Below are 12,965 nucleotides of genomic sequence, written 5' to 3' on the forward strand. Positions count from 1 at the left end.
TCAATCGGCCGACGACGCCGAGGGCGCCGAGGGCGACTTGCCGCGGCTGACGACGAAGCCGGCACGCTTGAGCGCCACTGACAACGCATCGGCCAGCGTGGCCTTGGTGATGATGCCCTGCAGGTCGATGCCCAGATGGACGATGGTCTGCGCGATCTGCGGGCGAATGCCGCTGATGATGCATTCCGCGCCCATCAGGCGGATGGCCGTCACGGTCTTGAGCAAATGCTGGGCGACGAGCGTGTCCACGGTGGGCACGCCCGTGATGTCGATGATGGCGATCGTGGAGCCGGTGTCGACGATGCGCTGCAACAGCGCCTACATGACAAGCTGCGTGCGGCCGCTGTCCAGCGTGCCGATCATCGGCACGGCAAGAACGCCCTCCCACATCTTGATGACGGGGGTGGACAGCTCCAACAGTTCCTGCTGCTGGCGGGCAATGATTTCCTCGCGGGTGCGCTGGTAGGCCGTCACGGTGAACTGGGCCATGTCGTCGACCAGTGATGACACTTCCCACACGGCACCCACCAGCACGGCGGGGTCATGAACCAGGGTGCGCTGCAGGCCCGAGAAGAGAGGCTTCTTCAAGGCCAGCACGAAACGGCTGGTGTCGGCGGCTGTCGAGCCTTGTGCGGCGCGCGAGCGCGACAGGCTCGAAAGGAACTCGCGACTCCGGTCCCAGGCCTTGTCCTCGAAGTTGTCGAGCGTGCCGTCGCCGCGCAGGCTTTCAAGCACGGCGTCCAGCAGTTGTTCCGTGCCCTGAATGTCGATGCCGAGGCCCCGGTTCCCTGAACTGCTGCCCAGCTCGGCGCGCCATTCGGTCAGAACTTGGTCGCGATCCTGGGACAGCAAAGCTTCGACGGCCGCACTGTTCTTCTTCTTCATGTATTCTTCGCTGAACGGGGGACGGCCTCATCGGCCGTGGAGATGTGCAGCGTTGAGCTGTCGTGCATCGTAGTCCGCGCACTCACGCAGCGGTGTCAGACAACACTCCTTCTGCATGAGCAGCAGCCTGACGGTCAAGGGCAGCAAGTGCCGAGGTGCCATGCTCGACCTGCCGGCCCGTGATTGACATGCTGTCGCAGCAAACGGTGGCCGGGTCGACGCAGCGCGTGCCGCAGCGGCGCTGGGCCAACGCTGCGTGCGCGCTGGTGGCTGCTGCTTTCACGATGGCCGTGGCCAGGCTAACGGCGGGTTTCTAGCAGCCCGTCATCAGCCGTCAGACACGTTCTCTGGCGGCGAGCCATTCGCGCGACCCGCCGGACCAGATGCTGGCTCGTCGCCCGCGGGCTCTTTCGATGCGGGACTCTGCCTCTGGAGATGGTCGCGAACGGCTGCTGCGTTCCTTTCCACCAAATCGCTGACGGCCTCGGTCAGCACCCGGTCAATGGCAACGCGCTCTATCAGCTCTTCGACGCCAATCACCTTTTCGCCGGCCGGCGATTCCTTATCGCCGTCGCCGGGCGAGGGGGCGCCTGGTGCATTAGAAGATTGAGGGGCCTGGTCGCTTGAGTATTGCCTGCACAGTTCCAGGAACTGGTCGATCTCGGTCGACTTGTCGAACACTGCGTCAGCGCCGCACTCACTCGACTTTCGGCGAATTTCCGGCGTCGCATAGTTGGTCAGAACGATCATGTATTGATCGCTGCGCCGCTTTCTTCCGGCGCGCAGTACCTGGAGGCCGTTGCCTGCCTTCAACAACATGTCGACTATGGCAAGTCGCCATGCGTCCGCATGCGCATTCAGCGCCGCAATGCCCTGATCTGCCGTCTCGGCGGTGGCGATGACTTCGACATCCGCAAACTCCGCCAAGGCCGGAATCAACTCCGAACGGATCGTGGGACTATCTTCGATCAGGATCGTCGCGATAGTCATGTTCATCCAACCGGCGCCCAAATGGCAGGACGTTTATACCGGGCGTGGCGTGTCCATAATGTAGGACGACGCGCTGCCGCCGTACCAAGTGGGCCGGCGTACCACGCTACTCAAGGAGACGCCATGTCGGACGATTTGCCGGATTCGCAGGGGCAGCGGGATGCATCCCCCCTTGACGAAGCACTCACCAAGAACAAGGAAGCCACCGAGGAAGTTGAGCGCGCCGCTGACGATTTGGCGGTCGTGCATGCAGTCCTGGATACCAAGCTCGCCAAGAGCGCGGGTGACGGTGACGTCAAGCGGGCAGTCGCCGAGACGAAGAAGGTTGAGGAACGCCTCAACGAATCCGCCGACAAGCTGGAACAGGTCAACGAGACCCTGGCACGCGAAGCGCGTCGAGCGGGTTGACTTACCGGAGGCGCTCAGAGCCCGTGCCATTGCGTCACTGGCCGGCCTTCGTTGGCGATCGTCTTCTTAGGGAGCCGGACATCGGCGCTGCCGCGTCGATAGCTGCGCCAAGGTCGGCCTGCGTCCAGAACCCGAATCCGGCCACATGCCGCGGATGACGGCAATCGCTGCAACCCAATGGTCGTTCGGGCAAAGCCCGTAACTTTGGCGGGCTACGTTCAGGCCAAAGATGGGCCACGGAATTCTGAAAAGACAAAGCCCGCACTTGGCGGGCTTTGCTAAGTCCTTCACAGGACTCTGTATTTCTTGGTTGCGGGGGCAGGATTTGAACCTACGACCTTTGGGTTATGAGCCCAACGAGCTACCAGACTGCTCCACCCCGCGACTGAAGCTAGCAGTATACACGACTTTCTGCGGGTTCGGCAAATTCGCTTATTGCGCCTGCACGGGGCCGTGAGCCGAGCGCTGAACTCGCCTCTGGCGCGAAAGGCCGGTCTCCAGCGTGCGAGTCGGCAAGGATTGCCGGTAAATCAGACCCTGGGCGGGAAAAAGCGCCGGAGCTTTTCCAGCGACAGTGGCTTGCACAGCACGTGGTCGATGCCGGAGGCCAAGGCCAGGTTGTGCTCCTCCTGCTCGCGGCGGCCGGTCAGCGCGATCAGTACGAGATCGGGCCCGTATTGTCGGCGCAAGCGCTTTGACAGCTCGCAGCCGTCGATGTCAGGCAAGCCGAGGTCGACCACGGCGCAGATGGGCTGGTACTCGTCCACGGCCGTCATCGCGTCCTTGGCCGTGGTGGCGATGCGCACGCTGTAGCCGTCTATCGTCAGCAAGCTGCTCAGCGTCTCACAGGCGTCTATGTCGTCATCGACCAGCACGACGCGGAAATCATCAGTCGACATGACATCGCTCCTAGCAATAGGTGTCATCTGACACCGTTCGTAACGCAGGAGAGATGGCAAGTACCGTGCCCGGTGGTGACCGGGCCTGACAACGGCTCATCGATCTGCCGCATCACCCGGGCAAGGGCGGCGCCCGGGTCGCGGCTGGGGGTCACTGGAAGTAGCGGGCCTTGGCGCTGGCCTGGCAGCTGTCCTTGGCGTCGCCGGACAGCGAGTCGCAGCGCTCGTTGGCGGCCTTGTAGTCGGCCTTGAGCTTGGCTTCCATCTGGTCGTTCTGCGCCTCGGCGACAGCCTTGTTGGCCTTCAAGTCGGCCTTGGCCTTGTCGTGGGCAGCCTTGGCGTCGGCCACACAGACGTCCTTGGCATTGCCGGACTTGTCGTCGCAGGCTTCCTTGGCCAGCTTGTACTTGGCCTCGTAGCGGGCTTCGAGGTAGTCGTTGCGGTCCTTGGTCGTGCCCGTGTATTGGTATTCGAGGTGGGCGAGGGCGACCTTCTCATGGCCCTTGGCGCGTTCGACGCAGACGTCCTTGGCATTGCCCGACATCGAGCCGCAGCTGTCGCGCTCGGTCTTGTACATCGCCTTGAGTTCATCCTTGGCGGTCGAGTAGACAGGCTTGGTGATGTTGGCCGAGGCGGCACCGGCCAGTCCGACCAGGGCAAGGGCACACAACAGGCGGGAAGCAGTGAATCGGGTCATCGTGTTCTCCTTGGAATTGATGGGTTGGCGGCAACGGGGTTGCCCCGTCTGGCAGAGTAGGGAAACGAGACGCTGCAAGGTGTCAGCGCCACGGTGCCATGTGCGTCGGACAAGACCGCATGCTTTGGGTGCACGGCGCAAACGGCGTGCCCGCGTCGTCAGGCGGTTTGCAAACGCTTGGTCGCTGAGGTCAGCGACTGCTTGGTTTTCCAGTACGCCGACCAGGGGTCGGTGCCCGCGAAGGACAGGTATTCGCGCGCCGTGCGCACCGTCCAGTGCGCGCCGCTCTTCAGCGACGGCAGCTGCTCCCAGGCCACCGGCATGGACACGCCCAGCCCCGGCCGCGCGCGCGCCGAGAAGGCCGCCGCGGTGGTCTGGCCGTGGCCGTTGCGCAGGTAGTCGATGAAGATCTTGCCGACGCGCCGGCTGGGCCCGCTCTTGGCCACGAAGCGCTGCGGGATGGTCTTGGCCATGTGCGCGACAACGGCGCGAGAGAAGTCCTTAACCGCGTCGTGATCGAGCCTGGGCGTCAGTGGCACCACCACGTGCAGGCCCTTGCCGCCGCTGGTCTTCAACCAGCTCTGCAGGCCCAGCGTCTCCAGCATCGTGTGCATCAGCAGCGCGGCCTCCTGCAGCTGCGCCCAGCTGACGCCTTCGCCAGGGTCGAGGTCGAAGATGACGCGGTCGGGCCGGTCGATGTGCTTGACGGTGGCGTTCCAGGTGTGGAACTCGACGACGTTCATCTGCGTCGCACTGATCAGGCCTTCGAGCTGGTTGATGCACAGCAGCGGCGCATGGCCAGGTGACAGCGCGGCGTCCAGTTCGGTGACGCCGGCCATCCTGGCCTCGGAATGCTTCTGGAAGAACAGCTCGCCGGCGATGCCCTGCGGCGCGCGCACCAGCGACACCGGCCGCTGGCGCAGGTGCGGCAGCATCCACTCGGCCACGCTCTCGTAGTAGCGCACCAGGTCGATCTTGCGCAGGCCGGTGGAGGTGTCGACGACGCGGTCGGGGTGGGTGATGTTGATGCCGGTCTTGCGTGCGTCGTCGGCCGGCGCTGGCGCTGGCGCGGCCTCGCGCGTGATGGCCTTGGCGGGCTTGTCGGCGCGCACGCCGCGAAAGCTGGCATGCCGGATATGGCCGTCCGGCGTCCACTCGCCGAAGGCCACCTCGACGACCATCTTGGGCTTGACCCAGCGCTCGCTGCCGCGCGCTCGCCGGGACCAGCGCCCCGGCAACAGCTCGGCCGCGTCGACGCTGGGTTGGTCAGTCTGCAGCGCCAGCAGCTGGCGGTGCAGCTCGCGGCCCTGTGCCGTCGACCAGCCGGTGCCGACCGAGCCCGCCGAGCGCAGCTTGCCGCCCTCGTGATAGCCCAGCAGCAGCGCACCAACCTCCTTGGCTGAATTCGTGCGGTCGGTGAAGCCGATGACGACGAACTCCTGGCGGCGCTGGCACTTGAGCTTGAGCCAGCTGTCGCTGCGCCGCGAGGCATACGGCGAATCCGCGCGCTTGACGATGACGCCCTCAAGGCCCAGCTGGCAGGCCGCCGCCAGCATCTGCGCGGGCGAGGCCGGCAGCGCGTCGCTGAAGCGGATGCGCTCGCTCGTGCGCCCGTCCAGCAGTTGCTGCAGCACGGCGCGGCGGCTGCGCAGCGGCACGGCGCGCAGGTCGCGGCCGCCGTGGAAGGGCAGGTCGAACAGGAACAGCACGATGTCCTCGCTGCGGGCGTTGTCGATGGCGTTCTGCAGGCGGTTGAAGTCCGGCAAGCCCTGCTCGTTCATGACGACGATCTCGCCGTCCAGCCAGCAACTGCCCAGCTTCAGCGCCTGCAGCGCGTCGGCCAGCGGCTTGAGCCGGGTCGTCCAGTCGTTGCCCTGGCGCGTGAACAGCCGCACCTTGCCGGCGGCGCTGCGGGCCAGCAGGCGGTAGCCATCGAACTTGCTCTCGACGACCCAGTCGCCGTCCACGGGTGCTGCGGCGGCCAGCGTGGCCAGCTGGGGCTGCAGCGCTTGCGGCAGCGCGGCCTTGACGGCCTTGGACAGGTCCGGTGCCGCGGCGGCAGGCGCGGCCTGCACGCCGCGTGGCTCGCGGGCCTCGACCAGGCCCAGCGGCTTCTCGACGACGCTGTCCGGCAGTGCGGTGATGACGTCGTACTCGGCGCCCGGCCGGGCCCAGGCGTCGCCGCGCTTCTTCAGCAGCAGCCAATGGTCTTGCTTGAACTGCCCCGGCTTGGAGATGCGCACCAGCTCCCACAGGCCGGCCAGCTTCTGGCCGTGCAGGTGAAAGATGAGCTTGCCCTTCTCCAGCCCCTCGCGCGGGTCGCCCACTGGCGTCCAAGTGCCGCGGTCCCAGATGATGACGGTGCCGGCGCCGTAGTGGCCCTTGGGGATGCGGCCCTCGAACGTGTTGTAGCTGACCGGGTGGTCTTCCACGTGGATGGCCATCTGCTTGACGGCTGGGTCGAAGCTGGGCCCCTTGGGCACGGCCCAGCTCAGCATGACGCCGTCCAGCTCCAGCCGGAAGTCGTAGTGCAGGTGCGAGGCCCAGTGCTTCTGGATGACGAAGCCCAGCGCCTTCTTCACCTTGCCGGCCTTGCGCGCGGCCTTGCCCGCCGGCTCGGTGGTGGCGCTGAAGTCGCGCTTGGCGTTGTAGCGCGCCAGCGGCGTGTCGGCAGCCTTCTTCATGGCTGCTGGCGCCGGTAGGCGTTCAAGTGACGCAGCGAGCCCTGGTGGTCGCCCAGGCGCTCCAGCAGCACGCCGAGGTTGTAGTGGGCGTCGGCCAGGCCAGGCTCCAGCGCCAGCGCGCGCTCGTAGGCGGCGACGGCCTGGTGCGGCCGGCCGACGTCTTCCAGCGCGGTGGCGCGGTTGAAGTGCACCAGCGGCGTGGGCTCGCAATGGTCGAGCGCCTGCTCGTACAACGCGACGGCCTCCTCGCAGCGCTGCGTCTCGCACAACAGCGCGCCGAGGTTCACGTAGGCGGTCGCGCAGCAAGGGTCCATCTCGATGGCATGCCGGTACGCGTCCTCGGCGGCGGCGCTGTCGCTGGCTTCCAGCGACACGGCCTGGCGCAGCCATTGCGCGGCGTCGGGCTCGGCGGCCAGCGGCCGGACGCCGCCGGGCGCGGGCTCGTCATCGAAAGGGAGCAGGGCCTGACCGGTGTGGGCGTCGATACGCTGCTGGTCCCGCGTCCGCGCCTCGACGCCGCCGGCGTGGGCGCGCAGCCGCACGCCCGACAGCGCGCCGGGCGCCAGTGAGGCCTTGACGTTGTGCAGGGCCTGGACCACCTTGCGCGCTGGCACGCCCGCGTCACGCAAGGCCTTGGCGGTGCGCAGCACGACGATGTCCTGATGCGTGAAGCGCTGCCCTTCGCGCGGCGCGATGACGCCTTGCTCGACCAGCGCGTCGAGCAGGCGCTTTGACAGGCCGGTCAGGCGCAGGGCCTGGCGCAGCGGGTAGGGCGCGTCCGAGCCCATGCGCGGCGCTACTTCTGAGCGCGTTTGCGCGGCGCCGGCGCGGCTTCGGGCTCGACCGCGACACGCTTGGCCGCCTTGCGTGCCGGCGCGGTCTTCAGCGCCGTCACGTTGGAGGGCGCGGGCTTGCCGGCCTTGGCCGGGCGCTTGGCGCCGCCCAGGCTGGCGCGCAGCGCGTCCATCAGGTCGATGACCTGGCCGCTGCCGGCCGGGCCGTCCTCCGCGTGGGCGGACGCAACGATCTCCTTGCCCTTGACCTTTTCTTCGATGGCGGCCAGCACGCGCGCTTTCTCCTCGTCCTGGAACTCGCCCGGCTCGAAGGTGTCCGCGGCGATCTGCTCGACCAGTTGCAGCGCCAGCTGCAACTCGCTCTTGGACACCTCGGCCTTGGGAATGTCCAGGTCGGCCAGCGACCTGACTTCTTCGGCGTAGCGCAGCTGCTGCAGGATCAGCCCGTCGTCATTGGCACGGATCTGCACGACGTACTGCTTGGCCTTCCACGCCCACTTGGCCAGCGCGCAGCGGTTGGACTGGCGCAGCGCCTGCGCCAGCAGCGCATAGGGCTTGTCGCCGCGCTTGTCGGGCGCCAGCAGGTAGCTCTTGTCGTAGTACAGCGGGTCGATGGACGCCAGCGGCACGAAGCTGACGATCTCGATGACATGGCTGCTGCCCTCCTCGAGCGCCTTGAGCTCCTGCGGCGTGAACAGCACGAAGCGGTTGTCCTCGACCTCGTAGCCCTTGACCATGTCCTTGCGCTCGACCACCTGCTTGGTGCGCTCGTTGATGTACTGCTGCTTGACGCGCGAGCCGTCCTTGTCGAGCAGGTTGAAGCGCACCTCGGCGCCTGCCTCCGTGGCGGAGAACAGCTTCACGGGCACGTGCACCAGGCCGAAGCTCAGCGACAGCGAGGCGATGGAACGGGCAGATGTGGGCATACGGACATCCCTGGCGGTTGATTACGCGGGCCGAGCGCCGGGCCGCCCGAGGGCGGCCCGCCAGGGCGATGTGCTTGCGGGTCGACGCCACAAGCATCGCCGTCCCCTCGGGGGACCGCCGGGACCCCGCCCGCGTTCAGCAGGCGGGGGCCAGCGAAGGGCTCACGCCCCTCACATCCAGGGGAAGCCGTAGTAGTCGTAGACCTTGCGACCGTAGTCGTCCGAGTACGTCGGCACTTCGTCCTCGGTGTAGCGCGGCGCGCTTTCCAGGCGGGCCTTGTCGAGGTTGACGACGTAGCCGTCCTTGACGGTGTCGTACTTCAGCATGTTCCAGGGCAGCGGGTAGCGGTCCGTGCCGACACCCAGGAAGCCGCCGAACTCCAGTGCGGCGTAGCGCACCTGGCCGCTGCGCTTGTCGATGACGAGGTCGTCGATCGAGCCGAGCTTGTCGCCTTCGAGGTTGTAGACGTTGGTGCCTTCGACCTTGGATGAAGAGATGGTGGGGTAAGACATGAGTGGCTCCTGTGAGGTTGAGCTTGACGGGGCGGCTGGCGAGCCGGCCACCCTGGTGCGTGCACCAGGCCGTCAATTTGCGCCTCGGCGGCGGCCCGCGGGGTCGGGATGTGCCCAGTCTGGATGTAGGCCATGACCGACGCCGGCCGACGTGCGCTGGCTGCCGCCCGCAACCGGCGTTAGGCGGCCGTCAGGCCAGGCCCGGGATCAGCGAGCGATGCGTGGCCGCGCCGGTCAGCGCGCCGTCCCCCACCGCCAGCGCCACGTTGCCGAAGGCGCGTGCGGCGTCACCGCAGGCAAACACGCCAGGCACCGTGGTGGCCGACAGCGCGTCGCGGCGGATGTAGGAGCCGGCGGGGCTGTGGTCGAACTCGCAGCCCAGCTGCGAAGCAAGTTCGCTGGCCATGCGCGTGCGCGTGGCAACGAACAGGCCCGCCAGCGCCAGGCGGCGACCGTCGCGCAGTTCCAGCGTCGCGGTGTCGATGACGCGCGCGACGGCCGTGGCCTCGATGGCGACGCCGCGCGCGGCCAGCGCCGCCGCCTGCGCCGCGTCGGGCGCGAAGGCACCGTTGAGGAACAAGGTCACGCGTCCCCAGTCCGGCAGCAGCAGCGCCTGGTGCAGCGACGACTCGCCCGTCGCCAGCACGCCGATGTCGCCCTGCTGCAGCTCGTAGCCGTGGCAGTAGGGGCAGTGGAAGACGCTGCGGCCGAAGCGCTCGGCCAGGCCTTCGACGGCTGGCAGCTCGTCGATGACACCGGTGGCCAGCACCAGCCGGGTGGCGCTCAGTTCGCGGGCGGCCAGCGTGACGGCGAAGCCATCGCCGTGCCGCCGCGCGCTCAGCGCCTGCCCGTCTATCCAGCTCACGCTCGGGTAGGCGAGCAGCTGCTCGCGGGCGTCCCGCGCGATGTCGCCCGGCGCGCGTCCGTCCTGGCCCAGGAAGCCGTGCGACGTGGCGGCGAAGCGGTTGCGCCGCTGGCCGGCGTCGATGACGGCGATGCGGCGCCGCGCGCGGGCCAGTTGCAGCGCGGCCGACAGACCGGCATAGCTGCCGCCCACGATGATGACGTCAAGCGACATGATCCATCTCCTCGATGCGGGCGCCTTGGGCCTGCAGGCGCGCGTGGAAGTCCTGCGACAGCTGGGCCAGCGTCACCTCGTGCAGGCGCTTGAGCAGCAGCGCCTCGGCGGCCTCGTAGGCCTGGCCCAGCGCGCCGTTGACGGCCTGCTCGACGAGGCAGCTGGGGTGCGCATCGCGGTGGCCGACGGCCAGCAGCGCGGGCGCGCCCAGCGCCGCGTGGATGTCACCCAGCGTGATCTGCGCCAGCGGGCAGCCCAGCACCCAGCCGCCGCCATGGCCCTTGGCCGACGCGACGAAGCCGGCGCGCCGCAGCCCCGCCATCAGGCGGCGCACCACGACCGGGTTGGTGCGCATCGCCCGCGCCAGCGCCTCGGACGTGGCGGGGCGCTCGCTCTCGGCCATGTGCAGCAGCATGTGCAGGATGCCGGACAGGCGGCTGTCTTGTTTCATGAAACTACTGTAGTTTCATGAGCAAGACCCTGCGCGGGGCAGGGGCAGCGCGCAGGGTCAGCGGCCGCCGTGCGCGAAGCGACGCTGGGCGAGGATGAGCATGCGCGCGAAGGACGTGCCGGCCGGCGGGCGCGGTGGCGCCGGCGGTGTCGTTGTGGCGGTGGCTGTCATGGCATCAACCAAAGGTGAAGGCGTAGGCCTTGGCGCCGGGCGCGCCGAAGCGGATCTCGAAGCGGCGCTCGCGCACGGGGCCGCGCTGGCGCACCAGCTGGTAAAGACGGTCGCCGGTGATGACGCCGCGGCCGTCGGCATCGACGTCCACGCCCGCGTCCGCGCCGGGCGGCTGGCCGTCGACGGTGATGCGAAACGGCAGCGGCTTGCCGTCGGCCGCCGGGCCCAGCACCAGGTGCAGATCGCGGGCATGAAAGCGCAGCGTGATGGCGCCGCCGTCGCCCGTCGCCTCGGCATGCTCGGCGCGCACGATCCAGTCGCCGGCCAGCGTCCAGTCGTTCAGGCGCGGCTCGCCGCCGGCGTAGCGCTTGATGCGGTCCGGCAGCACGCCGCGGCCCTGGCCATGCGCGTGGCCCAGATAGGTCTCCGGTGAGCGCACATGGGCGAGGTCGGGCGCCAGACCGACGCCGGCCGCTGCCACCTGGGCCATGCCCGGCTCGGGCGGCCTGCCGGCCTCGCGCAGCAGTTCGCGGATGACCTGCTCGGCACGCTCGTAGTCGCCCTCGCCGAACTGGTGATGGCGCACCCGGCCCTGGGCATCGACGAAGTACAGGGCCGGCCAGGCCTGGTTGCGAAAGGCGCGCCAGATGGTGAAGTCGTTGTCCAGCACCACGGGATAGTCGAGCTGGCCGTCCTTGACGGCCTGACGCACGCGGCGCACGTCACGCTCGAAGCCGAACTCCGGCGCGTGAACGCCGATGACGACCAGGCCCTGGCTGCCGTAGGTCTTGGCCCAGGCGCGCAGCCACGGCAAAGTGCGCTGGCAGTTGATGCAGGAATAGGTCCAGAAGTCGACCAACACGACCTTGCCGCGCAGCTGGGCAAAGCTCAGTGGCGCAGTGTTGATCCACTCGCCGGCGCCGTCCAGCCGGGGCTGGATGGGCTCGACGGGCAGCGGTGCCGCGGGCGTGGCTGCGGCCAGGGTCCATGCGAACAAGGCGGTGAGGAGGTGCTTGATGGCGGTCATATCAGTCTCAGCGTCAGGGCCTTCAGCGTCGCGGCCGCGCGGGTGGAGCAGTCGAGCTTGCGGAACACGCTTTCCAGATGGGCGCGCACGGTGCTCGGGCTGATGCCCAGCACGCGCGCGGCCTCCTTGTTGCTTTCACCCAGGCCGATGCGGCGCAGCACCTGGATCTCGCGTTCGGTGAGCGGCGACGCGGCGGGCGTGGCGGCCCTGGCCGGCGCCGGGCCGCCGCACAGGGCGCCGACCGCTGCGGCATCGAGCCGGCCGGCGTCGGCCTCGGCGCGCAGCCGCTGCAGCGCGTCGGCTTCACCCAGCGCCGCGACGCCAGGCCGGGCGGTCTGCAGTCCCACCGCACAGGCGGAAGCCGCCAGCACGCGCGCCTCCAGCGGGATGGCGTCGGCGCGCACGCCACGGTAATGACCGGAGCCGTCCATGCGCTCCTCGATGAAGGAGGCCAGCAAGGCCTCGTCGCGCAGCGCTGCGATGCGGCGGCCCGCTCGCTCGGCCCAGTAGGGCACGAGGCGCAGCTTCTCCTGGTCGGCCTCGCCGAGTGGGCGAGTCGCTTCCAGCACCGCGTTCGGCACCGACGAGCGGCCGATGCCGTGTATGAGGGCCGCGCGGTAGACGCGGCCCTGGGCGTCATCGTCCAGGCCCAGGTGTGCGGCGCCACGCCGCGCGGTGTCGGCCACGCGGCGCGACAGCCCCAGCATCCATGGCAGCTTCAGGTCGATGACGTCGGCCACCAGCTCCAGCGTCGCGGTGCGGCCGGCGCTGCCGAAGGCGGCCTTCAGCGCATCGCTGCCGGCGGCGCCGCGGTCCAGCGCGTCCAGCCACTCGGCGCCGTGCTGGCGGGCCAGGGCCACGAGATGAGCCGGGTAGCGGTGGTCGGCACGCTCGGTGATGGTCTGCAGCGCGCCGGCCAGGCCGTAGGTGCGCGACAGGATCTCCAGGTCGCCGGCCAGCGCGACGACGTAGACCGACGGCGGCACCGCAGCGCCGCTGAGCCCCAGCGGCTGGCCCGAGCCATCGAAGGCCTCGAAGCAGTGGCGCAGCGTCGCCTGCACGTTGTCCGGCAGGGCCAGCGTGCGCGCGATGTCCTCGGCCACCTCGCAGTGGATGTGCACCATGGGCACGACGCTGCCGGCGATGCGCGCCGCCTCGACCGACGACGTCAGCGCCAGCATCGCGCGCCGGCCACCGACATCGTCGCCCATCATGTCGGCGAACTCCGGCGCGTTGGCCGTGCAGCCCGACCAGCGCAGCAGCGCCGCCCAGGCCGCGTCGACGCAGGCCTCGGGTGCGCCGCCGCTGGCCTCGGCCAGCCGCGCCGCCAGCCAGGCCGTGCGCGCGGAATGGTCCACGGGTTGGCCCATGCTGAGGTCGCCCACGAAGGCGAGGGCGCAGATCGCGTCGAAGACGGGAATGGCGGCGCTATTGCTCATCGG

13 protein-coding genes, 1 tRNA gene and 1 pseudogene are annotated in these 12,965 nt (G+C 68.9%); 2 read left to right on the forward strand and 13 right to left on the reverse strand.

The features are described from left to right. Nucleotides 1-885: pseudogene (locus AC1D29_RS09750) on the reverse strand (STAS domain-containing protein). A gap of 188 nt (nt 886-1,073) precedes the next feature. Between AC1D29_RS09750 and AC1D29_RS09755 the strand changes: the two are divergent. Beyond that, the gene (locus tag AC1D29_RS09755; RefSeq protein ID WP_477896644.1) at nt 1,074-1,202 is read left to right on the forward strand and encodes a hypothetical protein; all 129 of its coding nucleotides are present in this window, start codon (nt 1,074-1,076) and stop codon (nt 1,200-1,202) included. 10 nt (nt 1,203-1,212) lie between these two features. Here the strand turns inward: AC1D29_RS09755 and AC1D29_RS09760 are convergent, their stop codons facing one another. After that, a complete protein-coding gene (locus tag AC1D29_RS09760; protein WP_477896646.1) occupies nt 1,213-1,881 on the reverse strand; it encodes a response regulator in 669 nt (222 codons plus the stop codon). Between the two features lie 117 nt (nt 1,882-1,998). Between AC1D29_RS09760 and AC1D29_RS09765 the strand changes: the two genes are divergently transcribed. After that, on the forward strand, nt 1,999-2,283 hold the full coding sequence (locus tag AC1D29_RS09765) for a hypothetical protein (RefSeq protein WP_477896648.1): 285 nt from the start codon (nt 1,999-2,001) through the stop codon (nt 2,281-2,283). 307 nt (nt 2,284-2,590) lie between these two features. Here the strand turns inward: AC1D29_RS09765 and AC1D29_RS09770 are convergent. The 11 genes from AC1D29_RS09770 to AC1D29_RS09820 form a co-directional block, all read right to left on the reverse strand. Beyond that, nucleotides 2,591-2,667 (reverse strand) — tRNA-Met (locus AC1D29_RS09770). 146 nt (nt 2,668-2,813) lie between these two features. After that, nucleotides 2,814-3,182: a response regulator gene (locus AC1D29_RS09775; protein ID WP_477896650.1), complete on the reverse strand. Its 369-nt coding sequence runs from the start codon at nt 3,180-3,182 to the stop codon at nt 2,814-2,816. Between the two features lie 151 nt (nt 3,183-3,333). Further along, nucleotides 3,334-3,879 carry a hypothetical protein gene (locus tag AC1D29_RS09780; RefSeq protein ID WP_477896652.1) on the reverse strand — a complete coding sequence of 182 codons (546 nt, stop codon included), beginning with the start codon at nt 3,877-3,879 and terminating at the stop codon, nt 3,334-3,336. Nucleotides 3,880-4,037: 158 nt separating this feature from the next. Further along, nucleotides 4,038-6,563: a DNA ligase D gene (gene ligD, locus AC1D29_RS09785; RefSeq protein WP_477896654.1), complete on the reverse strand. Its 2,526-nt coding sequence runs from the start codon at nt 6,561-6,563 to the stop codon at nt 4,038-4,040. After that, complete coding sequence (locus AC1D29_RS09790) at nt 6,560-7,351, reverse strand: tetratricopeptide repeat protein (RefSeq protein ID WP_477896656.1); 792 nt, start codon at nt 7,349-7,351, stop codon at nt 6,560-6,562. Before AC1D29_RS09790 ends, ligD begins: the two co-directional genes overlap by 4 nt. An 8-nt stretch (nt 7,352-7,359) precedes the next feature. After that, nucleotides 7,360-8,283 carry a non-homologous end joining protein Ku gene (gene ku, locus AC1D29_RS09795; protein ID WP_477896658.1) on the reverse strand — a complete coding sequence of 308 codons (924 nt, stop codon included), beginning with the start codon at nt 8,281-8,283 and terminating at the stop codon, nt 7,360-7,362. Between the two features lie 171 nt (nt 8,284-8,454). Further along, a complete protein-coding gene (locus AC1D29_RS09800) occupies nt 8,455-8,796 on the reverse strand; it encodes a PRC-barrel domain-containing protein (RefSeq protein ID WP_477896660.1) in 342 nt (113 codons plus the stop codon). A 190-nt stretch (nt 8,797-8,986) separates the two neighbouring features. Continuing rightward, nucleotides 8,987-9,874 (reverse strand): NAD(P)/FAD-dependent oxidoreductase, encoded by an 888-nt coding sequence (locus AC1D29_RS09805; protein ID WP_477896662.1) that lies wholly within the window; start codon nt 9,872-9,874, stop codon nt 8,987-8,989. Continuing rightward, a complete protein-coding gene (locus AC1D29_RS09810; RefSeq protein WP_477896664.1) occupies nt 9,864-10,325 on the reverse strand; it encodes an Rrf2 family transcriptional regulator in 462 nt (153 codons plus the stop codon). The genes AC1D29_RS09805 and AC1D29_RS09810 overlap by 11 nt, the downstream gene beginning before the upstream one ends. A 175-nt stretch (nt 10,326-10,500) precedes the next feature. Then, complete coding sequence (locus AC1D29_RS09815) at nt 10,501-11,523, reverse strand: thioredoxin family protein (RefSeq protein ID WP_477896666.1); 1,023 nt, start codon at nt 11,521-11,523, stop codon at nt 10,501-10,503. Then, on the reverse strand, nt 11,520-12,962 hold the full coding sequence (locus AC1D29_RS09820; RefSeq protein ID WP_477896668.1) for an HD domain-containing phosphohydrolase: 1,443 nt from the start codon (nt 12,960-12,962) through the stop codon (nt 11,520-11,522). The genes AC1D29_RS09815 and AC1D29_RS09820 overlap by 4 nt, the downstream gene beginning before the upstream one ends. Between the last annotated feature and the right edge of the window lie 3 nt (nt 12,963-12,965).

The sequence above is a fragment of the Roseateles sp. P1_C6 genome, from assembly GCF_056406315.1.

Bases quoted from the DNA above. Each gene is read 5' to 3' on its own strand.
- ligD (WP_477896654.1), bottom strand. From the start codon at position 6,563: ATGAAGAAGGCTGCCGACACGCCGCTGGCGCGCTACAACGCCAAGCGC.
- AC1D29_RS09790 (WP_477896656.1), bottom strand. From the start codon at position 7,351: ATGGGCTCGGACGCGCCCTACCCGCTGCGCCAGGCCCTGCGCCTGACC.
- AC1D29_RS09780 (WP_477896652.1), bottom strand. From the start codon at position 3,879: ATGACCCGATTCACTGCTTCCCGCCTGTTGTGTGCCCTTGCCCTGGTC.
- AC1D29_RS09805 (WP_477896662.1), bottom strand. From the start codon at position 9,874: ATGTCGCTTGACGTCATCATCGTGGGCGGCAGCTATGCCGGTCTGTCG.
- AC1D29_RS09820 (WP_477896668.1), bottom strand. From the start codon at position 12,962: ATGAGCAATAGCGCCGCCATTCCCGTCTTCGACGCGATCTGCGCCCTC.
- AC1D29_RS09755 (WP_477896644.1), top strand. From the start codon at position 1,074: ATGCTGTCGCAGCAAACGGTGGCCGGGTCGACGCAGCGCGTGCCGCAG.
- AC1D29_RS09815 (WP_477896666.1), bottom strand. From the start codon at position 11,523: ATGACCGCCATCAAGCACCTCCTCACCGCCTTGTTCGCATGGACCCTG.
- AC1D29_RS09760 (WP_477896646.1), bottom strand. From the start codon at position 1,881: ATGAACATGACTATCGCGACGATCCTGATCGAAGATAGTCCCACGATC.
- AC1D29_RS09810 (WP_477896664.1), bottom strand. From the start codon at position 10,325: ATGAAACAAGACAGCCGCCTGTCCGGCATCCTGCACATGCTGCTGCAC.
- AC1D29_RS09765 (WP_477896648.1), top strand. From the start codon at position 1,999: ATGTCGGACGATTTGCCGGATTCGCAGGGGCAGCGGGATGCATCCCCC.
- AC1D29_RS09775 (WP_477896650.1), bottom strand. From the start codon at position 3,182: ATGTCGACTGATGATTTCCGCGTCGTGCTGGTCGATGACGACATAGAC.
- ku (WP_477896658.1), bottom strand. From the start codon at position 8,283: ATGCCCACATCTGCCCGTTCCATCGCCTCGCTGTCGCTGAGCTTCGGC.
- AC1D29_RS09800 (WP_477896660.1), bottom strand. From the start codon at position 8,796: ATGTCTTACCCCACCATCTCTTCATCCAAGGTCGAAGGCACCAACGTC.